General features: G+C 72.8%; 23 protein-coding genes. 11 read left to right on the forward strand and 12 right to left on the reverse strand.

Annotated elements, in window-relative coordinates:
• Positions 1–278 precede the first annotated feature (278 nt).
• The 4 genes from DMB66_RS43145 to DMB66_RS43160 all read left to right on the forward strand — a co-directional run bounded on the left by DMB66_RS43145 (position 279) and on the right by DMB66_RS43160 (position 5,035).
• Entirely contained in the window at positions 279–1,022 is a 744-nt protein-coding gene (locus DMB66_RS43145; RefSeq protein WP_233625254.1) for an ROK family protein, read from the forward strand.
• Positions 1,023–1,270: 248 nt separating this feature from the next.
• A complete protein-coding gene (locus DMB66_RS43150; RefSeq protein WP_125809909.1) occupies positions 1,271–2,761 on the forward strand; it encodes a cellulase family glycosylhydrolase in 1,491 nt (496 codons plus the stop codon).
• Positions 2,762–2,873: 112 nt separating this feature from the next.
• Complete coding sequence (locus DMB66_RS43155) at positions 2,874–3,959, forward strand: cellulose binding domain-containing protein (RefSeq protein WP_125809910.1); 1,086 nt, start codon at positions 2,874–2,876, stop codon at positions 3,957–3,959.
• 104 nt (positions 3,960–4,063) lie between these two features.
• Positions 4,064–5,035 (forward strand): acetylxylan esterase, encoded by a 972-nt coding sequence (locus tag DMB66_RS43160; protein ID WP_125809911.1) that lies wholly within the window; start codon positions 4,064–4,066, stop codon positions 5,033–5,035.
• Between the two features lie 6 nt (positions 5,036–5,041).
• On the opposite strand, the gene DMB66_RS43165 is transcribed toward DMB66_RS43160, so the two are convergent.
• Both DMB66_RS43165 and DMB66_RS43170 read right to left on the reverse strand, forming a co-directional pair.
• The gene (locus DMB66_RS43165; protein ID WP_158647557.1) at positions 5,042–5,665 is read right to left on the reverse strand and encodes a universal stress protein; all 624 of its coding nucleotides are present in this window, start codon (positions 5,663–5,665) and stop codon (positions 5,042–5,044) included.
• Positions 5,666–5,720: 55 nt separating this feature from the next.
• Positions 5,721–5,984, reverse strand: a complete 264-nt coding sequence (locus DMB66_RS43170; protein WP_233625255.1) for a DUF1918 domain-containing protein — start codon at positions 5,982–5,984, stop codon at positions 5,721–5,723.
• 133 nt (positions 5,985–6,117) lie between these two features.
• Here DMB66_RS43170 and DMB66_RS43175 point away from each other — a divergent pair, with 133 nt between their 5' ends.
• Entirely contained in the window at positions 6,118–6,732 is a 615-nt protein-coding gene (locus DMB66_RS43175) for an SRPBCC family protein (RefSeq protein WP_125809913.1), read from the forward strand.
• 76 nt (positions 6,733–6,808) lie between these two features.
• Here the strand turns inward: DMB66_RS43175 and DMB66_RS43180 are convergent, their stop codons facing one another.
• Together DMB66_RS43180 and DMB66_RS43185 are read right to left on the reverse strand one after the other, a co-directional pair.
• The gene (locus tag DMB66_RS43180; RefSeq protein ID WP_125809914.1) at positions 6,809–10,039 is read right to left on the reverse strand and encodes a ThuA domain-containing protein; all 3,231 of its coding nucleotides are present in this window, start codon (positions 10,037–10,039) and stop codon (positions 6,809–6,811) included.
• 14 nt (positions 10,040–10,053) lie between these two features.
• On the reverse strand, positions 10,054–11,139 hold the full coding sequence (locus DMB66_RS43185; protein ID WP_125809915.1) for a sugar phosphate isomerase/epimerase: 1,086 nt from the start codon (positions 11,137–11,139) through the stop codon (positions 10,054–10,056).
• 276 nt (positions 11,140–11,415) lie between these two features.
• Here DMB66_RS43185 and DMB66_RS43190 point away from each other — a divergent pair, with 276 nt between their 5' ends.
• On the forward strand, positions 11,416–11,703 hold the full coding sequence (locus DMB66_RS43190) for a hypothetical protein (protein ID WP_125809916.1): 288 nt from the start codon (positions 11,416–11,418) through the stop codon (positions 11,701–11,703).
• A 4-nt stretch (positions 11,704–11,707) separates the two neighbouring features.
• Here the strand turns inward: DMB66_RS43190 and DMB66_RS43195 are convergent, their stop codons facing one another.
• From DMB66_RS43195 to DMB66_RS43210, 4 genes are read right to left on the reverse strand one after another with little or no spacing between them, the layout of a single operon-like run.
• Positions 11,708–12,070 carry a DUF2203 domain-containing protein gene (locus tag DMB66_RS43195; protein ID WP_125809917.1) on the reverse strand — a complete coding sequence of 121 codons (363 nt, stop codon included), beginning with the start codon at positions 12,068–12,070 and terminating at the stop codon, positions 11,708–11,710.
• A 29-nt stretch (positions 12,071–12,099) separates the two neighbouring features.
• On the reverse strand, positions 12,100–12,678 hold the full coding sequence (locus DMB66_RS43200; protein WP_125809918.1) for a GNAT family N-acetyltransferase: 579 nt from the start codon (positions 12,676–12,678) through the stop codon (positions 12,100–12,102).
• A 20-nt stretch (positions 12,679–12,698) separates the two neighbouring features.
• On the reverse strand, positions 12,699–13,154 hold the full coding sequence (locus DMB66_RS43205; protein ID WP_233625256.1) for a nitroreductase/quinone reductase family protein: 456 nt from the start codon (positions 13,152–13,154) through the stop codon (positions 12,699–12,701).
• An 18-nt stretch (positions 13,155–13,172) separates the two neighbouring features.
• A complete protein-coding gene (locus DMB66_RS43210) occupies positions 13,173–14,024 on the reverse strand; it encodes a patatin-like phospholipase family protein (RefSeq protein ID WP_125809920.1) in 852 nt (283 codons plus the stop codon).
• Positions 14,025–14,123: 99 nt separating this feature from the next.
• Here DMB66_RS43210 and DMB66_RS43215 point away from each other — a divergent pair, with 99 nt between their 5' ends.
• Positions 14,124–14,771 carry a response regulator transcription factor gene (locus DMB66_RS43215; RefSeq protein ID WP_199752960.1) on the forward strand — a complete coding sequence of 216 codons (648 nt, stop codon included), beginning with the start codon at positions 14,124–14,126 and terminating at the stop codon, positions 14,769–14,771.
• Positions 14,772–14,787: 16 nt separating this feature from the next.
• Here DMB66_RS43215 and DMB66_RS43220 read toward each other — a convergent pair whose 3' ends face one another.
• Both DMB66_RS43220 and DMB66_RS43225 read right to left on the reverse strand, forming a co-directional pair.
• Complete coding sequence (locus DMB66_RS43220) at positions 14,788–15,936, reverse strand: molybdopterin molybdotransferase MoeA (RefSeq protein ID WP_125809922.1); 1,149 nt, start codon at positions 15,934–15,936, stop codon at positions 14,788–14,790.
• Between the two features lie 12 nt (positions 15,937–15,948).
• Positions 15,949–16,866 carry a MerR family transcriptional regulator gene (locus DMB66_RS43225; protein WP_125809923.1) on the reverse strand — a complete coding sequence of 306 codons (918 nt, stop codon included), beginning with the start codon at positions 16,864–16,866 and terminating at the stop codon, positions 15,949–15,951.
• A gap of 90 nt (positions 16,867–16,956) precedes the next feature.
• Between DMB66_RS43225 and eno the strand changes: the two genes are divergently transcribed.
• Both eno and DMB66_RS43235 read left to right on the forward strand, forming a co-directional pair.
• Positions 16,957–18,228, forward strand: coding sequence for a phosphopyruvate hydratase (gene eno, locus DMB66_RS43230; RefSeq protein ID WP_125809924.1), 1,272 nt, complete (start codon positions 16,957–16,959; stop codon positions 18,226–18,228).
• A gap of 128 nt (positions 18,229–18,356) precedes the next feature.
• Positions 18,357–19,265 (forward strand): LD-carboxypeptidase, encoded by a 909-nt coding sequence (locus DMB66_RS43235; RefSeq protein ID WP_233625264.1) that lies wholly within the window; start codon positions 18,357–18,359, stop codon positions 19,263–19,265.
• 15 nt (positions 19,266–19,280) lie between these two features.
• Here DMB66_RS43235 and DMB66_RS43240 read toward each other — a convergent pair whose 3' ends face one another.
• Entirely contained in the window at positions 19,281–20,132 is an 852-nt protein-coding gene (locus DMB66_RS43240; protein WP_370320375.1) for an SAM-dependent methyltransferase, read from the reverse strand.
• 225 nt (positions 20,133–20,357) lie between these two features.
• Here DMB66_RS43240 and DMB66_RS43245 point away from each other — a divergent pair, with 225 nt between their 5' ends.
• Complete coding sequence (locus DMB66_RS43245; protein ID WP_125809927.1) at positions 20,358–21,170, forward strand: ATP-binding protein; 813 nt, start codon at positions 20,358–20,360, stop codon at positions 21,168–21,170.
• A gap of 49 nt (positions 21,171–21,219) precedes the next feature.
• On the opposite strand, the gene DMB66_RS43250 is transcribed toward DMB66_RS43245, so the two are convergent.
• Entirely contained in the window at positions 21,220–21,456 is a 237-nt protein-coding gene (locus tag DMB66_RS43250; RefSeq protein WP_125809928.1) for a hypothetical protein, read from the reverse strand.
• Positions 21,457–21,697: 241 nt separating this feature from the next.
• Between DMB66_RS43250 and DMB66_RS43255 the strand changes: the two genes are divergently transcribed.
• Positions 21,698–22,276: an RNA polymerase sigma factor gene (locus tag DMB66_RS43255; protein ID WP_125809929.1), complete on the forward strand. Its 579-nt coding sequence runs from the start codon at positions 21,698–21,700 to the stop codon at positions 22,274–22,276.
• Positions 22,277–22,278: the final 2 nt, after the last annotated feature.

The raw sequence follows: 22,278 nt of genomic DNA on the forward strand, positions 1-22,278 counted from the left end.
TGCCGAACGTGTCGGGTTTGCCGGACGTATCGGGCGGGCCGGGCTTGCCGGATGGGTCGCGCCTGCCGGATGTATCGGGCTTGTCGGATGAGCCGCGTTTGCCGAACGTGTCGGGTTTGCCGGACGTATCGGGCGGGCCGGGCTTGCCGGATGGGTCGCGCCTGCCGGATGTATCGGGCTTGTCGGATGAGCCGCGTTTGCCGAACGTGTCGGGTTTGCCGGATGTATCGGGCAGGCCGGGCTTGCCGGATGGGTCGCGCCTGCCAAACGTGTCGGGTTTGTCGGATGGGTCGGGCGTGCTGGGCGGGTCGGGTTTGTCGGGCCGTTACGGTGACGACCTCGACCGGCGGCTGGCCGAGGCCACGGGCTGGCCGGTGCTGGTGGAGAATGACGCGACCGCCGCCGCCGTCGGGGAGTACTGGGTGGCCCGGGTCGAGGCCACCCGGCCGTTCGCCGCGCTCTACATGGGCAGTGGCATCGGGGCCGGCATCGTGCTCGACGGCGTGGCACTGCGGGGCCGGCACGCCAACGCCGGCGAGTTCGGCCACCTCTGCCTTCAGGTCGACGGCCCGGCCTGCTGGTGTGGCAGCCGCGGGTGTCTTGAGGCTCTCGCCGGGCCGCAGGTGGTCGTCGAGGCGGCGCTGGCCGATCCGGTGGCCGCCGGTGAGGCCGGGCTGGAGCGGGCCGCGCGGCGGAGCACGATCGCCGACTTCGCCGCCGTGGCCCGCGCGGCGCGCGCCGGTGCGCCCGGCTGCCGCGCGCTGCTGGAGGAGTCGGCCCGTTACGTCGCCGCGGCCGCCGAGTCGGTGGTCAATCTGCTCGACGTCGACCTGCTCGTGCTCACCGGCCCGGGGTTCGCCGCGGCGTCGTTCGTGTACGGTCCCGCGATCACCGACCGGATCGCGGCGGCCAGCGCCCGCACCTGGCGACGGTCCGTCTCGGTCACCGTGTCGCTGGCCGCGGCGACCGCCTCCGCCACCGGCGCGGCCGCCCTGGTGCTGCAGTCGTCCCTGCGCGGCTGACCGCCTGGGTCCTGACCTGCCTAGGTCTGCCGGGGCTGTCGTCCGATCCGCCGTCCGGCCGAGATGGCGAGGCGGCGAGGTGGCGAGGCGGCCCGTGGTCCTCGCCGGCTCGTGGTGCGACCCATTATTAAGTCGCTTAAGTTAGTGAAGTTCATATCTTGACTTACCTAAGAAACATGCCGGACTCTATTGGGAGCGCTCCCATCATATTGATACCCACGCATCGCGTCCCGGAGAGGAGAGCCTCGATGAAGCACCGCGTCGCCCTCGTGGCTACGGCGGCCGCCGTCCTGGTCATCGCAGGCGGAACGGCGGCGGTGTCCACCGCGTCGGCCGCCGCCACCGGTTGCTCCGCCACCTACACGGTGGTCAGCCAGTGGCAGGGCGGGTTTCAGGGCGGTGTGTCGTTCACCAACCTGGGCGACCCGCTGACCAGCTGGAAACTGGAGTTCGACTTCCCCGGCGCCACCCAGCAGGTCAGTCAGGGTTGGAACGCGACCTGGACCCAGTCCGGTGCCCACGTCACCGCCACCAGCCTGGGCTGGAACGGCGCCGTGCCCACCGGCGGCACGGTGTCGTCGCTCGGCTTCACCGGCTCGTGGAGCGGCAGCAACCCGCCGCCCACCTCGTTCAGCATCAACGGCCGTGCCTGCAACGGCAGCCCTTCGACCCCGCCCACGACCCCGCCCACCACTCCTCCGTCCACGCCGCCGCCGGGTGGTGCGGCGCCGGCGCTGCACGTCTCCGGGAACAAGCTGGTGACCGCCGCCGGGAAGACCTACCGGCTGCTCGGTGTCAACCGGTCCAGCGGCGAGTTCGCCTGTGTGCAGGGCAAGGGCATGTGGGACGGCAGCCCGACCGGCCAGGCGGGCATCGACGCGATGAAGGCCTGGAACATCCACGCGGTGCGGATCCCGCTCAACGAGGACTGCTGGCTCGGCCTCTCCGGCTCGCCCAGCGGCGCGGCGTATCAGAGCGAGGTCAAGGCCTACGCCGACGCGCTGGCCGCCAACGGGATCACCCCGATCATCGACCTGCACTGGACCCACGGCCAGTACACCGGCAACATCTCGGCCTGCGCCGACGTCAACGCGACCTGCCAGAAGCCGATGCCGACCATGCAGTACACGCCGCAGTTCTGGACCGGCGTGGCCACCATGTTCAAGGGTAACAACGCGGTCGTCTTCGACCTGTTCAACGAGCCCTATCCGGACGCCTCCAACAACTGGTCCGACATGACCGCCGCCTGGAAGTGCCTGCGGGACGGTGGCACCTGCACCGGCATCACCTACGAGGTCGCCGGCATGCAGGACCTGCTCGACGCGGTCCGGGCCACCGGCGCCACCAACGTCGTCATGACCGCCGGCCTCACCTGGACCAACGACCTGAGCCAGTGGCTGGCCTACAAGCCGGCCGACCGCACCGGCAACCTGATGGCCTCCTGGCACACCTACAACTTCAACGCCTGCGTCACCGCCGCCTGCTGGGACAGCCAGATCGGCGCCGTCGCCGCGCAGGTGCCGGTGCAGGCGGGCGAGATCGGCCAGGACACCTGCGCGCACGACTACATCGACAAGGTGATGGCCTGGGCGGACGCCAACGGCGTCGGGTATACGGCCTGGACCTGGAACCCGTGGGGCTGCACCGGCGGCAACGTGCTCATCGACGACTTCAACGGCACCCCGACCAAGACCTACGGCGAGGGCTTCAAGGCCCACCTGCTGACCGTCAACCCATAGACCTCCATCCCGCCCCCGAAAACCCGGCCGGTCCGCCACGCTCCCACCGTGACGGGCCGGCCGGCCAGGGCGGCCCGCGGCGCTGTCGCGCCCAGCATCGGAAGGAACGACCATGTCGCGAAGGTTCCGCTCGATCCTGCTGGCCGCGGCCCTCGTCGCCGTCGCCGCTGTGCCGGCGTTCACGGCGGCCCGGCCCGCGCTCTCGGCCGCCGCCCCGGTCCGGATCATGCCGCTCGGCGACTCCATCACCGCCGGGCCCGGGTGCTGGCGCGCCGTCCTCTGGCAGCGGCTGCAGACCTCCGGCCAGACCGGCGTCGACTTCGTCGGCGGGGTGTCCGACGGCGGCGGCTGCAACCCCGGGTACACCTACGACACCGACCACGAGGGCCACGGCGGCTACTCGGCCACCGGCATCGCCGCCAACGACCAGCTGCCGCCGTGGCTGGCCGCGGCCCGGCCCGACGTCGTCATGATGCATCTCGGCACCAACGACATGTGGGGCGGCTACCTCCCGCTGGCGGACAAGCTGGCCGCGTTCACCAAGCTGGTCGGCCAGATGCGCGCGAACAACCCCGACATGAAGATCATCGTGGCGCAGATCATCCCGATGAGCGCCGCGGCCTGCGCCACCTGCCCGGCCGACGTGGTGGCGCTCAACAACGCGATCCCGGGCTGGGCCGCGGGCCTGACGACGGCACGGTCGTCGATCACCGTCGCGGACCTGTGGACCGGCTACGACGCGGTCGCGGACAACACCGACGGGGTGCACCCGAACAACGCCGGCTTCCAGAAGATGGCCGACCGCTGGTACCCCGCCCTCACCAAGGTCCTCGCCGGAACCGGGCCGACGACGCCGCCGACCACGCCGCCCACCACGCCGCCGACCACGCCGGCCGGTGGATGCGGCGCGGCCTATCGCGTGGTCTCGGAGTGGACCGGTGGCTTCCAGGGCGAGGTGACCGTGCGCAACGGCGCCACCGGGCCGTCGTCGGGGTGGAGCGCGGCGTTCAGCTTCGCCGACGGTCAGCGGATCAGCCAGGCATGGAACGCTACGGTCGTGCAGAGCGGCGCCGCGGTCAGTGCCCGGGACGCCGGCTGGAACGGCGCGCTGGCCGTCGGTGCCACCGCCACCTTCGGCTTCGTGGCCTCGTCGAACGGCACGAACGCGCGGCCGGCGGTGACCTGCGCCCTCACCTGACGACCGTCACCCACCGCTCAGGACGACCCGTCACCCACCGCTGAGGACGTTCGTGGTCCACTGCTCAGGTTGACCGTCACCCATTGCTCAGGAGGACCGCACCGGTGCTGACCGACCTCTCCGGCGACGAACTGCTCGCGTACCGCAGCACGCAGACCGACCCCGCCGACTTCGACGACTTCTGGGCGAAGACCCTGGCCGAGGCCGCGACGCACGACCTCGACGTGAGCCTGACCGAGGTCGATACCGGGCTCACCACCGTGGTCACCCACGACGTCACCTTCCGCGGCTTCGCCGGCCAGCAGGTGCGGGCCTGGCTGCGGCTGCCCACCGCCGCGACCGGGCCGCTGCCCACGGTCGTGCAGTACGTCGGCTACGGCGGCGGGCGGGGCAATGCCCTGGAGAACCTCTTCTGGTCCTCGGCCGGCTTCGCGCACCTGCTGATGGACTCGCGCGGGCAGGGCTCCGGCTGGAGCGCCGGCGACACCCCCGATCCCGGGTCGGGCGCTCCGCAGGGGCCCGGCGTGCTCACCCGCGGCATCGGCGACCCCGCCGACTACTACTACCGGCGGCTGTTCACCGATGCCGTACGCGCGGTCGACGCGGCCCGGTCGCTCGACCAGGTCGACCCGGACCGGGTGGCCGTCGTCGGCGGCAGCCAGGGCGGCGGAACGGCGCTCGCGGTGGCCGGGCTGCGGTCCGACCTGGCCGCGGCGGTGGCCTTCGTCCCGTTCCTCTGCGACTTTCCCCGGGCCACCCGGATCACCGACGCCTACCCCTACCGGGAGGTGGCCGACTACCTCGCCGTGCATCGCGACAGCGTGGAGCGGGTGCATCGGACGCTGGCGTACTTCGACGGGGTCAACTTCGCGCGCCGGGCGGGCGCGCCCGCGTTGTTCTCCGTCGCGCTGATGGACGCGGTCTGTCCGCCGTCGACGGTCTGCGCGGCCTACCAGGAATACCGCGGCGAACGGGAGCTGCAGGTCTGGCCGTACAACGGGCACGAGGGCGGCGGCATCCTCGACGAGGCGCGCGCCCTGCGATTCCTCCGCGACCGCCTGGGCACCGCCGGCTGACCGTTGTCAGGTCGGGTCGGGTGCCAGCACGGCCAGGGGGCAGGCCGTGCGGCCGACGAGTGCCCGCACGGTGTCACCGAGCGGGCACTCGCCGGCGGGCAGCGGCCTGCTGCAGGCGGCCACCACGATCATCGAGGCCGTCGCACTCAACGCCGTGAGCGCGGGCACCGTCTCGCTGTCGTGGCGGATCTCGCGCTCGGCGGCGTCGGCCTCCTCCTGCGGCAGGTGGTCGTACAGCACCGCCGACAGCAGCCGGTCGGCGTCGCACGCACCGTCGTGATATCTGGTCCGCGGGCACGGCGCCGCCCGGTCCTGGCCGGTCCAGACGTGCACCACGCGCAGCGGAACGGCTAGCCGGCGGGCCTGCTCGGCGGCATACCGGACGACGCGGCTGGTGCAGGCGTCGTCGTCGACAGCCGCCACCACCGGCTGCCCGGGCGCCGGCGCCGTCCCGCCCACCAGCACGACGGGCGTCGAACGGCCGTCGGCCTCGGCCCAGCGCGTTCCGATCAAGGAGATCTCCCCGCCGTCGGCCCGCAGCAGCGCGGGGTCGCCGTCGTGCGGGCCGCGCCGGGTGACGGCACAACGCGGGAACCGCTGGTGCAGCTCCCGCACGACGGCCGCGCTCATCTCGTCGACCGTCGGTGATCGTGGCGCTGCGACCCGGGTGACCATGGTGCGCCTCTCAGGCTGCGCCGCTGCCGGATTCCGACGGGTCCGGCGGTTCGATCCGGGCCTGCGGGCCCGGGAAGATCAGCGTGGTGCGGCCGTCGTCGAGCCAGCGGACCAGGTACGGCGGGGATCCGTCGCGGTGCGGCAGTCCGGTGATGACACCGGTCCGGCGGCTGTCGCCGACGTGGGTGCCGTCGAGGACGAGCTGGTCACCGATGTGGGCGTTCATGGCGATCCTCCAGCGGTAGGCGAGCCGGTCGGGTTTCCTGTCCAGCATCGCCCTAACGGCCGATGACCGGAAGGGCCATTCGCCCTTGGCCCGGACGGGCACGACGGGACCTTTCGTCGATGGGCCCGGGACGGTAGGAAGGACGCACGGCCTCAGGCGGCGTACGTTCGAGGAGGAAACCATGCGACGGATCGTCAAGGTCCTGGCCGGCGCCGCGCTGATCGCCGCCCTCGGCTACACCCCGTCCGTCCGGCGATGGTGTCTGACCTGCGGCGCCACCGACGAGGAGGTCCGCCGGCCGATGCCCGGCGATGACATGCTGCCCGCGCCCGAGGTGGTGTCCACCCGGGGCGTCACCATCGACGCGCCGCCGGAGGCGGTCTGGCCGTGGCTGGTGCGGATGGCCGGCGGCGCGGAGCCGGTCCTGCCGGAGTTTCCGCAGCTGGCGGTGGGTGACGTGCTGCCGCCGGGCCCGGCCGGGCCCGACATGCGGGTCGAGATCTGCGACATTCCGCAAACCCTGGCCTTCCGGTCGCGGGACCACGCCCGGGTCCGGATCTTCGGCCTGTCCGCGGAGCGCGGCGGCACCCGCCTGGTCAGCCGGAACCGGATAGCCGCGCCGGCGAGCGTGCCCCGGACCTCGGTGCACTCGGCCGGGGCGATCACGATCGTCGGCCGGGCGGTGCAGCGCGTGGTGCTGGAGCCGGGCGGCCTGGTGCGGGAACGCCGGATGTTGGCCGGCATCAGGGACAGCGCCGAGTCGTGCCTGCCCGCCGCCGAGCTGCTGCCGGCCTGACCCGCCGGCCACGGGGCTGGAAATGGCGGTGGTGGGCGGGGCCGGTCGGCGCCCGGCCCCGCCCACCACACGTCTGTTACGGCGCGGCCGTGAACTCCACCCAGTTCAGGTTGAAGAGCCCGGTGGCCGGGGCGCCCGGCACGGTCTTGACGACCAGGTACAGATCCTGCTCGCCTGCCGGATGGCTGATCGGGAACGTCTGGCTTTCCCAGAAGGCGGTGCCCGCCGTGGCCCGTACGGTGGCCGTGGTCACCACGGGCCCGGTGGGCGAGCCCAGCCGAAACTCGACCGCGGCCCGCGGGCTGCCCGCGGTCGCGGCGGAGCCACCGGCCACGCGGAGCGTGACGGAGCCGATCCCGCCGAGGTCGATCGGCCGGAAGGCGAGATGGTCGTTGTTGTCGATGGCGGTCAGGTGCGCCACGCCGTCCACGTCGTTGGTCAGCGCGCTCGCCACGGCGCTCTTGGCCTGGGCGTTCTCGGCCTGCTGCCGCCACACCTGGACGCGTGCCTGGTCGGTGTCGGACAGCGCTTGCTGCCCGCCGCCGCCCTGATCGGTGTAGGTGGCACTGACCCCGAGGAACAGGTAGCCGCCCGCGTGGTCGGCGCCGTCGGCCGGGCTCGGCAGCGTGCCCGAGCAGCCGGTCGTGGAGTTGATGCCGTGGCCGTGCTCATCGTGCCCGATGACCAGCGACACCTCGACCCGGGTGCAGTCGATCACGCCGTCCTCGGGGTCGGTCACCCGCACCGTGAACGGGATGGTGTCGCCCCAGTCGAAGAACGAGCCCGTGGCCGGCGTGACCACCTCGACCACCGGCGCGGTGTTGCCGACCGTGATGGTGCGGGTGGCGACCGCGGTCCGGCCGGTGCTGTCGGTGACGGTCAGCCGGGCGTTGTAGACCCCGTTCGCGGTGTAGGTGAAGCTCGGTTCGGCGTCGGTCGAGTCCACTGTGCCGTCGCCGGTGAAGTCCCAGCCGAGCGAGACCGAGTCGCCGGGGTCGGGATCCGCGGTGCCCGCACTGGAGAATCGCACGGTCAGCGGCGCCCGGCCGGACGTCGGGGTCGCCGCCGCCCTGGCCACCGGGGACCGGCCGTTCTTCACGTACCGGACCATCGACAGTTGCGCCTCCGGGTTGGCCCGGAAGAAGCCGTTGCCGTACTCCAGGACGTAGAGGTGCCCGTCGGGGCCGAACTCCATGTCCATCGGGTTGTCCCAGACGAAGCCGTTCAGCAGTGGCTCGACGCCGAGCAGCCGGTCCCTGCCGTCGGTACGCATGGCGAAGAGCCGGTCCCGGGTGAACTCGCCGAAGACGACGGCGTCGTCGTAGTAGGCCGGGAACTTCGTCTCCGAGTCGAGGCGGGCGCTGTAGTCGTACTGCGGGCCGCCCATCGGCCCGACGCCGCCGGTGCCCAGCGTCGGCCACTTGAAGTCGCAGGCCACCGGCGGGTTCGCCAGGTACGCGGACGGGCACGGGGTGAGCGCGTTGAAGGTGTAGGTCAACTGCGGCGCCCGCACCGGCGGCAGCTGCGTCAGGCCGGTGTTGCGCGGTGACTCGTTCACCGGCGCCGCGCAGTTGAACGGCGGTCCGGACGTGCGGGTGGCGAAGTCGTAGTCGAGGTACGGCAGATCGGGCGAGTAGCAGTACGGCCAGCCGTAGTTGCCGGCCTTGTTCGTGGCGATCCACCGGCCGGTGCCCTCGGGGCCGCGGGCCGCGCTGGGCACCCGCGAGTCCGGCGAGTAGTCGCCGAGGTAGACGTAGCCGCTGTCGCTCACCTCGAAACGGAACGGGTTGCGCAGGCCCATCAGGAAGATCTCGGGACGGGTCCGGCCGGCCTTGTCCCGCCACTCGGGGAAGAGATTCCCGGCCGGGATGCCGTACGTGCCGTTGGATCTGACCTTGATCCGCAGCGCCTTGCCGCGCAGGTCGTTGGTGTTGGCCGCGGAGCGCTGCGCGTCGTAGGCGGGGCTCTGGGTGGGCGCCTCGAAGATCGGCGTGAAGCCGTCCGAGCCGCCGGCGTTGGTGTCGTCGCCGGTGACCAGGTAGAGCAGCCCGGCGGCGTCGAACTTGACCTCGCCGGCCACGTGGCAGCAGTTGCCGCGGTCGGTGTTCACCCGCAGGATCTGCTGCTCGGTCGCCATGTCCAGGTGCGGCGTCGGGGTCTCGACCAGCTTCACCCGGGACAGCTGGTTGTAGCCCTTGAACTTGTCCCAGACGGTCGGATCGGCGCTGGTGGCCGGCGCGTCGCCCTCGTTGATCGTCGGCGTGGCCGGATCGTCCATCGGGGTGTTGAGCCGCGGCGCGTAGTAGAGGTACACCCACTTGTTGGTCTTGAAGCCGGCGTCGACAGCCACGGATTGCAGGCCGTCCTCGTCGTGGGTGTAGACCGGGATGTCGGCTATCACCGGGCTCAGGCCGGTCGCCGGGGTGTACAGCCGAACCTGCCCGGTGCGGGTGTTGTGCAGCACCCGGCCGTCGGGCAGCACGGCGAGGGTCATCGGCTCGCCGGGCTCGTCGTTGAGCGTGACCTTCTCGTAGTTGCCCTGGACGGTGGCGCCGCAGTCGCCGGCCACCTGGCCGGACGCCCATTGGATGCCGCCGAGCAGGTGCTTGCGGAAGGCGCTCGCCGAATACGTCCCGGCCGAGTGGCCCAGTCCGGTGTAGAACGAGCGGCCGCCCTGGAAGTCCTGGCACCAGGCGATCGGCTGGTCGGGCCCCACCGAGCCGCCGGTGGCCAGCACATGGGGCGTGCCGATGGTGAAGTTGTACCACTCCTCGGTGAAGCTCTGAGTCCGTGGCATCGGCGCGGCAGCCGGGTGCACCCGGTCCCGCACCGTGATCCCGGCCGGGCTCACCGGGGACGCGCTGGTCGCCGTGGCGCCCAGCAGGTCGTGGTAGAAGGTCCAGGTCGGCTCGGTCTCGGCCGCGGCGTGCACGCCGACGAAGCCGCCGCCGGCCTGGACGTAGACCTCGAACGCCGCCTGCTGTGCGGCGTCGAGCACCTCGCCGGTGGTGTTGAGGAAGACCACCGCGTCGTATCTGGTCAGTCTCTCGGACGTGAAGACGCCGGCGTCCTGACTGACCGTCACCCGGAAGTCGTTGTCCCGGCCCAGCGCGCGGATGACGCTGACGCCCTTGTCGATCGACGCCCGGCGCTCACCGGCGGTCTTGGTGAACACCAGCACATCGATGTCGTGGTGCTCGTGGCCCGGGTGCGCGACCGCGGGACCTGCCACGATGAACGGCGCCGCGAGCGCGGCGGCCGAGACGACGGACAGCCATCGCCTGATGGGGTTTCGCAGAGGCAGCACGACGGCACCCCGGCCTAGTGGCGGTAGATGGTGAGCTCGGACATGTTGGTGTAGCTGGTCTTGGCGAAGGCGAGCGACTGCCCGGGGTTGGCGGCACCGCCCGGTGCGGTGTCCTGCTCCCAGTTGGCATGGTGATAGCTCTGCTCGCCGATGACCTCGAAGAACTGCTGGAAGTTGAGGTCGCCCTCGCCCAGCGGCACCATCACGTGGCCGTTCGCCTGCTCCGGCGCCCGGTCACCGTCCTTGGCGTGGAAGAGCGGGAACCGCTCGGTCCGCGGCGCCACCGTCAGGATCGGATCGAAGATGTCGGTGCGCGCCCGGCCCCACTTGTCGGTGTATTCCTTGTGCTTGAACCGCGCCACGTACGCCCAGTAGATGTCCATTTCGAAGTAGACATACCGCGGGTCGGTCTTGCCGAAGAAGTACTCCAGCTTGCGGACGCCGGACGAGCGGGTGGGCCTGCCGTTGGCGTCCAGCGGGCCGGTGTCGAGCAGGAAGCCGTACGCGGCGTCATGGTTGTGGGTGTAGAGCTTGATGCCGCGTTTGCGGGCGGCGCGGCCCAATCCGTTCCAGACGTCCGCGGCCGCGTCCCAGTCCGCCGGGTAGGCGCTGCCGGTCGGATCGCTGCCGGTGCCGATGTGCTTCATGCCCAGCGTCTCGGCGATGTCCAGCTGCTGCTCGAACGTCGCCGGGTTGATCTGGGTGTGGGTGCCGTTGGCGACCAGACCGTTGTCATCGAGGATCTTGCGGATCTCGGCCGGCGTGATCTGCCGGCCCAGGATCGACGTGTGCTGGTTGTAGCCGGCGAACTCGATCTCCTTGTAGCCGATCTCGGCGAGCCGGGCCAGCACCCGCTCGAAGCCGTACGGGACACCGGAGTCGTCGGGCGCCGCGGCGATCCGGTCCCGCACGCTGTAGAGGATGATGCCCCGGTTGCGCTGCGGGATCAGCGGTTCGACCCGAAGCTTGCCGTGGGCGAGCGCCGGGGTCGCGGTCTGCAGAACGGGAAGACCCACGGCACCGATGGCGGCTGCGGCTCCGGCGGAGGCGGCGAGCAGGCTACGGCGGGTGAGCGGGGGCTTGGACTGAGGCTCGTTCATGGCTTCTCCACCTGTTGCTTTGTGCAGAGGGATGGGCACCATCAGGCCCGGTGTCGCCGAAGCACCGGACCTGCCTGAGTAGGGAGACGCAAGGGGGTTTGTGTCACACGTGTTACGCCTGAGACAGGACGCTAGCCGTCAATTTCGACGAAAGATAGTCTCCTTTGCAGCAAACTTTTGAATGAACGGACGAAAGTCCGGCAGGTCGATCGGGATGCCGGTGGGACATTCGGCTCTGGTCTACGGGGCCTGTCGGGCCGAGGATGGTGCTGGGAGGTGATGGCGACGATGATCTTCATGGTGTTGCTGACGATCACTCTGGTGGCCATCGTCGTGGCGACCGCCTGGGTGGCCGTCAAGGACACGGCGGACGAGGCCCCGGAGGAATCCTCGAAGGACTCCGCCCGGAGTCCCGCGCCGGGGGTGCCGGAGACGCTGGAAGGCGTGCTCGCCGGGCAGTTGCTGGCCGGCGAGATCAATGCGGCGCAATACCGCCGGGCGGTGCAGCGGCTGGCGGAACGGGACGCTCTCCGGCACCCCCTGCTGGTGCCGCCGGAGGAATGAGCGGTCAGGGCAGCCGGCGCCGGCCGGCGAAGCCGAGGTCGAGGCGGTGGTACCAGGCCAGCTCGGGCTCGCCCTCCAGCCAGCACAACAGCACCGGAACGCCGTCGAGGTCGGCGGGGAAGTCGACGAGCAGCGGCGCCACGCCCTTGAGATCCGCCCCGGTCTCCTGCACCTCGGTCATCAGCTCGTTGAGCCGGGCCTCCGCGGCCTTCTGCTCGGGGAGGCCGCCCAGCGCACTCGGTGCGCCGTCCGTGGACAGGGCGGCGGACAACTCCACCAGGTCGGCCCGGACGACGACGAGCTCGTCGAGCAGCGGCCGCAGCCTGGTGAGTTCCGTCCGTGCCCGCGCCACCGTGAACAGCCCCATGGCCCCAAGTCTGTCATCCGCGCCGCGGCCTACCGTCGCTGCCCGGCCCACATCGCCCGGGTCATCTCGTATTCGACCTCGCCGGACTCCGCCCCCGGCAGCGGATCGTCCCAGGACGGGAAGTAGGTGCGCACGTACCGCATCCCGACGGCCCGCATGACGCCCTGGGAGCCGGCGTTCACCGTCATGGTCTGCGCGATCACCCGGCGCTGCCCGACGGTGTCGAAGGCGTGCGCCAGCAGTGCCCGGGAGGCCTCGCTGGCCAGGCCCTTCCGCCAGTGCCGGCGGGCCAGCCGGTAGCCGAGTTCGGCGACGGTGGGGTCGTCGGGCTGGTCGGGCCCGTGCGCCGGGGGCAGCATCATGAGCCCGACGAAGTCGTCCTCCCCGCCGTCGGCCGCGAACGCCATCCAGAAGCCCAGGCCGTCCACCGGGCCGGCGTGGGCCATCCGCTGCGCGTGGGAGGCGGCCACCTCGTCCCGGCTCCGCGCCCGGCCGAAGAGGTAGCGCAGCACTTCCGGGTCGGAGTCGAGCGCGACCTCCAGCTCGAGGTGGCGGTCCGCGAGCGGGACCAGCAGCAGACGGTCGGTGCGCAGGATCGGTTGGGCCACGCGGGCACGATCACACAGGCTCACCCCGCCGCGCGATCGATTTCCGCGCCGCCACCCGCGGGAGGCGTCGCCACGTGCAGGAGGCGGAAATCCCGGCGGCGCGCCAGGCGCAGCACCAGGGCGGCGGGGAAGCCGAACGCGCGCCGGCCCACCTCCGGATCGCAGGGCCGGACGGCGTCGATCCGGTAGGTGACGCCCTCGCGGAGCACCGTGCAGTGGCCGCCCGCGGCGACGACGTTGCGGAGCCACGCCACCCGCGGACCGTACGTAAGCTCCGCGATGAAGCCGTCGCCGTGCGGGATCAGCAGCATCGGTGTCTCGTACGGTCTGCCGGTCTTGCGGCCGGTATGCCGGATGAGCGCGAACGGGCCGTGGCCGCGCCGCGCGGCCCGGATGACCGCCCGGTTCAGCGTGGTCCGCAGCACCCAGAACCAGCCGCGCCGGACCCCGGCGAGACTCACCTTGCGGCCGATCACCCGCACTGCGCGGCCCGCTCAGGGCGCCGGGCGGGCGGTGCGGTGCGCCCAGGCCGTGCGGGCCTCGGCCACCCGCACCAGGGCCTGCAGCAGGGGCAGGGACTCCTCGGCCGCCGCCTGGCCGGCCTGCTCGAACTCGCTCATCCGGGACAGTTCCCAGAAGGCGTACGCGTCCACATCCGGGGTCAGCACCAGGTCGGCGTCGCGGGCCAGCAGCTCCGCCACGCCGGGCTGCAGCGCGCTGACCGCCACCATGATCTGCACCATGGTCCGCGGCGGCCGGCGGGGCAGCGGACCCGACACGTCCACCGCCACCACGATGTCGGCGCCCATGCTGCGGGCCAGCGCCGCCGGGACCATGTCCACCAGGCTGCCGTCGACCAGCAGCATGCCGTCGCGCTCGACCGGCGGGAAGACGCCCGGGATGGCCGAACTGGCCAGGATCGCGCTGGCGACCGGGCCGTCGTCGAGCACGACGCGCCGGGCCGTGGTGAGCTCGCAGGCCACGGTGGCGAAGGGCAGTGGCAGATCCGCGAAGTCCCGCCCGTCGAGGGTCTTGTCCAGGAAGGCGCCGAGCCGGGACGTCTCGAACAGGGCGCGGCCGGAGATGCTCGGGCGCACCAGCCGCTTCCACCCCAGGCCGCGGGCCAGCGCGGAGATGTCCGGCGCGCTCATCCCGGCCGCGTACAGCGCGCCGACCAGGGCGCCCGCGCTGCAGCCGGCGATCACCGCCGGCGCCAGGCCGGCCTTGTCGAGGACGTTGAGGACGCCGATGTGTGCCGCGCCGCGGACGGCCCCGCCGCCGAGCGCCAGCCCGATGCGCACCGGCTCGGCGGCGGGCGGATCCTGCGCGGGGTCGATCAGCTCCATCCCACCAGGGTGCTGCTCGCCCCGCCGCCCCACAAGCGCCCGGCTGAGTTCAACCATGGGGCCTTCGCAGCCGTACCACCGGGTATGAGGGTGTTGCTGGTGGAAGACGACGAGTCGATCGCGGAACCGCTCATCGAGGGCCTGGCCCGGTACGGCATCGTCGCCGACCACGCGGTCACCGGCGCCGCCGCCCTGGTCGCGCCGCCCTACGACGTGGCCGTGCTCGATCTCGACCTGTCCAGCCTCGACCCGCCCGGCCTCGACGGCATCGAGCTGTGCCGGCGGCTGCGCCGCACCCGGGACGTACCGTTGATCATGTTGACCGCGCCGGGGGAGGAGGCGGACCGGGCGCTGGGCGCCGACGATTACCTGGCCAAGCCGTTCAGCGTGCACGACCTGGTGTCCCGGATGCGGGTGGTCGGCCGCCGGGTCCGTGCCGCGCCCACGGCCGACCCGGTACGCCGCTACGGCCCGCTGGCGATCGACACCCGCACCCGGCAGATCCGCCTGCACGGCGTGCCGGTGTCGCTCGCGCCCAAGGAGTACGACCTGCTCGTGCTGCTCGCCGCCGATCCGGGCGTGGTGGTGGACCGCCGGCACATCCTCGACACGGTGTGGGAACCGGACTTCTTCGGCCCCGGCAAGACCCTGGACTTCCACGTGGCCAGCCTGCGCCGCAAGCTCGGCGGCGCCGGCTGGATCGAGAACCGCCGCGGGGTCGGCTTCCGCCTCGTCGTCCCCGCCTGAAACCACCCGCGACGGCTCAGAGCAGCACCAGGTCGGCGGGGGAGCCGTCGGTCCAGCCGTCCTCCAGCACGGCCAGGGCGTCCGCCGTGGCGGCCCCGGCGAGGCTGGCGGGCCGGCTGCCCGGCACCACCACGGCGTGGTCACCGGCCAGCCGGACCGGCACCAGCCGGGTCGTCGGCGGCGTGATCACCACCTCGCCCCGCACTGGCAGCCGCAGGAGCGGCGGCCCGGACCGGCCGGTCAGGGCGCAGAGCAGCGGCTGCAGCACGGTCACCGCCGCGACCAGGCCGGCGAACGGGTTGCCCGGCAGTCCGGCCACCCACCGGCCGCCCGGCAGCGCGGCCAGCAACTGCGGCCCGCCCGGCCGGCACGCCACCCGGTCGACGAGCCGCCGCGCGCCCACCTTCTCCAGCACCCGGTGCAGATGGTCGGCGGCACCGGCCGACGACGACCCGGTCACCACGACCACGTCGGCGTCCGGCCGGGTCAGGCAGTCGGCCAGCAGGCCCGCGTCGTCGCGCAGCAGCAGCCGCTCGGCCACCACCGCGCCCGCGGCCACGACCAGCGCCGACACCATCGGCCCGAAGACGTCCCGGACCTGCCCCGGCGCCGGGACCCCGGCGCTGGTCACCTCGTCACCGGTGACCACCAGCCGCACCCGGGGCCGCCGGCGCACCGGCACCTCGTCGGCGCCGGCCTGGGCCAGCAGCCCGGCCAGGGCCGGCGTCACGAGCCGGCCCGCGCCGACGAGCTCGGCACCGGCCCGCGCGTCCTCACCGGTCCGCCGGATGTGCGGCTTCGTGCCGGCCGTCCTGCCGCTCAGATCGGCGGTCTCGTACGGCAGCACCGCGACCGTCCCGGCCGGCACGACCGCGCCGGTCATGATCTCCACGGCCTGCCCCGGCCCGAGCTCCCGCGGCCACGCCGGGCCGCCGGCCAGCACGCGGCCGGCGACCTGCCAGGGCCCGGCGCCGGACACGGCGTAGCCGTCCATCGCCGCGGTGTCGAAGCCGGGCAGGTCGGAGCGGGCCAGGACCGCGGCGGCCAGGACGCGGCCCACCGCCCGGTCCAGCGGTACGTCCTCGGTGGGCAGGGCGGTGGCGGCCTCGGCGGCGATCCGGCGGGCGGCACGCCACGGGGTCGCGGAGCGGTCGATGGTTGGCATCGCTGCCCAGTGTCACATCCGCGGTTCGTTCCGGCTCGCCGACCGGCGTTTGGTCAGCCAGCGCAGCACCTGCCGGGCGTGCGAGGCCGGCTCGGGGATCGGATGGAAGACGTGCTCGACCACGTCATCGGCGACGACCAGGGTGAGCCGCTCGTAGAGAGTCATGTCGCCGGCGGTGAACGTCGGCAGGCCCAGCGCCCGCGCGCAGGTCAGCCGGGGGTCGCCGATCAGCGGGTAGGGCAGCCGCAACCGGTGCACGAGCTCGCGCTGGTAGCCGCTGGACTGCGCGGACAGCCCGTAGACCCGGGCCGCGCCGGCCGTGCGCAGCTCCGCGTGGTGGTCGCGGAACCACGCCGCCTGCTCGGTGCCGCCGCGCGCCCCGGGGATCTCCAGCAGCCCGTTCGGCAGGTCGACGCCGGGCCGGCCGGTCAGCGGGTACACGAAGATCACGCTGCGGCCCGGCCCGAGCGCGCCGAGGTCCACCGGCCGCCCGTCGGTGCCGTAGAAGTCCAGCGCGGGCAACCGCCGGCCGGCCAGCGCGGCCGGATCCGCGCCCGGCGCGGGCCGCCCGGTCACGACGCGGCCGGCGGCCTCGTCGAGCCGGGCGTCGAGGGCCTCGCGCTGGGCGGTCAGCGCTCCGATGCGTTCCTGCAGGCCGGTGATGGTGCTCCGGTACGTGGCCAGCGCCGCCGCGCACACGTCGGCGTCGTCGGCACCGGCGGCGATCGACTCGACGAACGGGCGGGTCTCCTCGACGCTGAGCCCGAGCGCCATGAGCTCGCGAATCTGCGCGACCAGCCTTATCGCCACGGCGTCGTACTCGCGGTAGCCGTTGCCCAGCCGCCGCGGCACGACCAGCCCGGCCGTCTCGTAGTACCGCAAGGCGCGGATCGTCGTCCCGGTCCGCCGCGCCAGCTCACCCACCCGCATCCGGCGACCCTAAACCCGTACCCCGGGGTACGGGTCAAGGTGTTCATCGTCGCGCTTCCGCGGGCCCCGATCTGTTGCCACGCTGGGCCCATGACGATGATCAGCAGCGTGACCGGCCGGCAGGTGCTCGACAGCCGGGGCAACCCGACGGTCGAGGTCGACGTGGTGCTCGCCGACGGCTCGCGCGGCCGGGCGGCGGTGCCGTCCGGGGCCTCCACCGGCAGCCACGAGGCGGTCGAGTTACGCGACGGCGACCCGGCCCGCTTCCACGGCCGCGAGGTGCGCCGGGCCGTCGCCGCGGTCAACGGCGAGATCGCCGCGGCCGTGACCGGCCTGGAAGCCGAGGACCAGGCCGGGGTCGACCGGACCATGATCGAGCTCGACGGTACGGCCGGCAAGGCCCGGCTGGGCGCCAACGCGATCCTCGGCGTCTCCCTGGCCACGGTGAAGGCCGCCGCGCGGGCCCACCACCAGCCGCTCTACCGCTACGTCGGCGGCGCCGGCGCCCGGCTGCTCCCGGTGCCGATGATGAACATCGTCAACGGCGGCGCGCACGCCGACAACCCGCTCGATTTCCAGGAATTCATGATCGCGCCGGTCGGTGCGCCGACCTTCTTCGAGGCGGTCCGGATGGGCGCGGAGGTCTTCCACACCCTGAAGGCGTCCCTCGCCGCGGCCGGGCACAACACCAACGTCGGCGACGAGGGCGGTTTCGCGCCGCGCTTCGCGACCGCCGACGAGGCCCTGGAGTTCGTGCTGCGCGCCATCGAGGACGCCGGCTACCAGCCCGGCACCGACATCACCATCTGCCTCGACCCGGCCGCCTCCGAGTTCTTCTCCGGCGGCCGTTACCGCTACGCCGGCGAGCACCGCGACCGTACGGTCGAGCAGCAGGTCGACTACCTCGAAGGCCTGCTGGCCCGCTATCCGATCAGCTCATTGGAGGACCCAGTGGCCGAGGACGACCTCGCCGGCTGGCGGCTGCTGACCGAGCGGGCCGGCGACCGGGTGCAACTGGTCGGCGACGACGTGTTCTGCACCGACGCCGGGCGGCTGCGCGCCGGCATCGACGGCGGCTACGCCAACGCGATCCTGGTGAAGCTCAACCAGGTCGGCACGCTGACCGAGACCCTGGCCACGGTGGACGCGGCGGGCAAGGCCGGCTACCGGGTGGTCATGTCGCACCGCTCGGGCGAGACCGAGGACACCACCATCGCGGACCTGGCGGTGGCGGTCGGCTGCGGGCAGATCAAGACGGGTTCGCTGTCCCGTTCGGACCGCACCGCCAAGTACAACCAGCTCATCCGCATCGAGGAGGAGTTGGGCGAGAACGCCCGGTACGCTGCCCTTGACCATCGATAGCCCGGCACGACACGCTGCGAGGTATGACGATCACTCGCCGTACCCTCCTGGGTGCCGCCGCCCTGGCCGGCGGCACCCTCGTCCCCGCCCAGGCGCAGGCCGCGCCCCGCCGGGTCGTCCGGGCCCCGATGCTGCGTCCCGGCGACCGGGTGCGGGTGGTCGCACCCGGCTCGGCGCCGGACGCCCGGCTGGCGCGCGGCATCGAGATCCTGACCGGCTTCGGCCTGGTGGTCGAGCTCGGCGCCCACGTCCGGGACACCTTCGGCTACCTCGCCGGCACCGACGACGCCCGCCTCGCGGACCTGAACGCGGCGTTCCGCGACCCCGGCGTCCGCGGCGTCTTCGCGGCCCGCGGCGGCTACGGCACCCAGCGCGTCATCGACCGCCTCGACCTGGCCGCGGTCCGCCGCGACCCGCGGGTCTTCGTCGGCTTCAGCGACCTCACGTCGCTGAGCGGCCGGCTGTGGCGCGGCGCGCGGCTGGTCAGCTTCTACGGCCCGATGGTCAACTGGACGGACTCCCGGACCGGCCCGGCGGAGATCGCGGCGCTGCGCGCGGCGATCATGACGACCGACCCGGTGGTCCTGACCCGCGACCCGGCCGAGCCCAGCGCCGCGGTCGAGGTGCCGGGCACGGCGACCGGGACGCTGCTCGGCGGGAATCTGACGATCCTGCAGACCGGGTACGGCACCCGCGACTTCCCGGAACTGGACGGGGCGATCCTGCTGTTCGAGGACGTCGACGAGGCGCCGTACAGCTACGACCGGATGCTGACGCAGTTGCGCCGGGCCGGCGCGCTGGACCGGATCAAGGGCATCGCGATCGGCCAGTTCACCAACGCGCCCACCCCGGCCGGGCAGTGGACGGCGGCGCAGGCCGTGCAGGACCGGGTCGGCGACCTGGGCGTGCCGGTGCTGGGCGGGCTGCGCGTCGGGCACGGCATCGGGCAGCTGACCGTGCCGCTCGGCACGCGGGCCACGATCGACACCGTGGCCGGGACCCTGACTGTCGCCGCGGGGGTGGCCCCCCGGGACTGACCCCGGCCGGGCGCGTCACCGCTTGCGGGCTACGGCACCCCACAGGGGCATCTCCGCCGGCTCGCCGTCGTCGTCCGGGCGCCAGCGCGGGCAGGAGACCAGGCCCGGTGCGACCAGGTCGAGGCCGGTCAGCAGCGCGGCGACCTCGGCGCCGCTGCGGGCGCGGGTCTTCGGAGTGGACCGCTCGTTCCAGAACGCGATCGCCGGGCCGTGCGGCTCGCCGCCGAGCTCCAGCGTCGGGTGGCTCAGCGCCAGGTAGCTGCCGGACGGTACGGCCGCCATCACCCGCCTGACGATCCGCCGCGCGTCGGTGTCGGCGTGCACGAAGTTGAGGACGCCGAGCATCATCACCGCGACCGGCAGGGAGAGGTCCAGGGTCCGGGCCGCGCCGGCGAGCACCGCCTCCGGGTCGTGCACGTCCGCGTCGACGTAGTCGGTGAGACCCTTGGAACCGCTGGTCAGCAGGGCCCGGGCGTGCACCAGCACCAGCGGGTCGTTGTCGACGTAGGCGACCCGCGACTCCGGCGCGATCGCCTGGGCGACCTCGTGGGTGCTGTTGACCGTCGGCAGTCCCGTGCCGAGGTCGAGGAACTGCCGGATGCCGGCCTCGCCGGCCAGGTAGCGCACGCTGCGGATCAGGAACTGCCGGCTGCCCGCGGCCACGTCGCTGATCACCGGGAACCTGGCGCGGATCCGGTCACCGACCTGCCGGTCGACCGCGAAGTTGTCCTCGCCGCCGAGCCAGTAGTCCCAGACCCGGGCGTTGTGCGCGACCGTCGTGTTGATCGCCGGCCGCGGCCGCGTGCTGCCCCCGATTCCGTTGCGGTCCGGCACAGGATGCTCCTCGTCCATCGAAGTACGTCGCAGCCAGCGAGCTGGCCTGATCCTAACCGGATCGATCTTCACCGGATCGGTCATCAGGCCCACGCGGCGCGGCGCCGGTCCGTGGTCGCGCCGCAGGACGCCACCTGCGGGTGATAGCGGACGCCCGGCGGTCGCAGCTAGCGTGAATCGCGTTGGGTCGATGGACATTTGCTGCTCAAGCAGTCGGGTGGCGCGCTTGTGTACCAAGCTGCCTATGCGGGAGTAACGATGTCGGGCGAGTTGAAGCCGCCGTACCTGATCCGCCGTGCCCGTGCTCGCCGTGAAGGCTCCGTCTCCGTCACCGCCGACGTGGACGCCGGTGTGATCGAGGTGGCGGTCCGGGGCCGCTGGAGCCCGTCGCTGCGCGTCGAGGCCTGGACGGCGGTGACCAAGTGCTTCGTCGAGCATCCCCTGGCGGTCATCGTCGACCTGCACGACCTGGACGATCCGCTGGCCTCCAGTGCCCCGGCCTGGTGGACGATGGGCATCACCGGGGCCCGGCTGGCCCCGCCGGTGTCGGTCGTGGTGTGCCTGCCGCTGACGACGGCGTTGACGGCCCGGCTGAACAGGCTGGGCGCCAAGCGGTACCTGCCGGTGTTCACGACCCTGCCCGACGCCCGTGCCGCGGTGGCCGGCCGGCTGCCGCTGACCCAGCGCGTCCGGGTGCACCTGCCGCCGCAGCCCGGCGCGGTGATCACGGCGGGTGCCCTGATCGCGGACGCCTGCGAGGCGTGGCAGCTGCCCCGGCTGCGGCATCCGGCCGGCCTGATCATCTGCGAGCTGGTCGACAACGCCGTCAAGCACGCCGGCACCGCCGTCGTCGCCACCGTCGCGCGGCGCGGTGCCGGGATTCACCTGGCCGTCAGCGACGAGGATCCGCGGCTGCCGGTCGTCGCCGATCCGGCGCCGCGTGGCCGGCATGCGTGGGACGAGGGCAGCCCGGGGCTGCGCGCCGTCCACGCCGCGGCGACCGTCTGGGGTGCCATGCCGACGGCCACCGGCAAGGTCATCTGGGCCGTCGTGCGGCCCGGCCCCGGATAGGCCGGCTCCTCGCCGGCCGCCCCGGGCCCGGGGCAGGGGCGGGACATGGTCAGGCACCCGGGTCGGTCGCCAGCCGGCCGCCGCCGTGCCGGCGCTGCGGGAGGTCTCTGATCGTGGCGCCCCTGATCGTGGCGACAGTTCCGGCGGTCCGGCCGGCCGGACCCGGCTGACCTGGCGCCGGCTGGCTGAGCAGCCAGCACAGCGCCGCCAGCGCCTCGGCCGTGGCCGCCAGTTCGGCACCCGGGGTCCATTCGCCCGGCACCGCACTGCTGATCTCTCTGGACATCGCTCGGCCCCTTCCGTGCAGGTGTGCCTCCGCGACATCCACTCTGCACGCCGGGCCTTCGCCGGACCACGGTAGCCATACCGATTTCAGTACCGATACCGGCCCGGGGGCGGACCCCAGGGTCGGCGCCCGAAATCCCCAGGGTGGCACCCGGATCTCAGCCGGGCCGTCAGTCCCTAGCGTCAGTCGGGTTCCGAGCGGTTCCGTCACGAGCGGAACCCGGTCCAGGGGAGGAACGATCATGACGATCGATCAGTTCAGCGGTTCCCGGGACGTCCTGCGGGACGCCCAGTCCGGCGCGGCCGGTGCCGCGGACAGATTCGTGCGGCAGTTCGAGCGGCTCGTCTGGTGGACGGTGCGGTCGTTCCGGCTAGCGGAGTCCGACGCCGAGGACGTCGTGCAGAATACCTGGTTGCGCGCGTTCGAGCACCTCGAGGACGTCCGCGACCCGGAGCGGGTCAGCTCCTGGCTGGTGACCATCGCCCGCCGCGAGTGCCTGAAGGTCATGCGCACCGGCAAGCGCGAGGTCCCGGGCCTGGAGCAGCAGGCCGAGCAGCGCGACGAGCGTGCACCGCACCCGGAGAAGGCCGTCCTCGACGCCCGGATGAACGACCTGCTGTGGCAGCACGTGAACTCCCTGCCGGACTCCTCCCGCGCCCTGATGGTGGCGCTGAGCAGCAACGACGCTCCGGCGTACGCCGATCTCGCCCGGCGCCGGGGCATCCCGATCGGCAGCATCGGGCCGACCCGGATGCGCTCGCTGCGCAAGTTGCGGTCGTCGCTGGAGCGGGCCGGCCTCGGTGCGCAGGCATGGCATTGATC

The organism is Actinoplanes sp. ATCC 53533 (assembly GCF_003947245.1).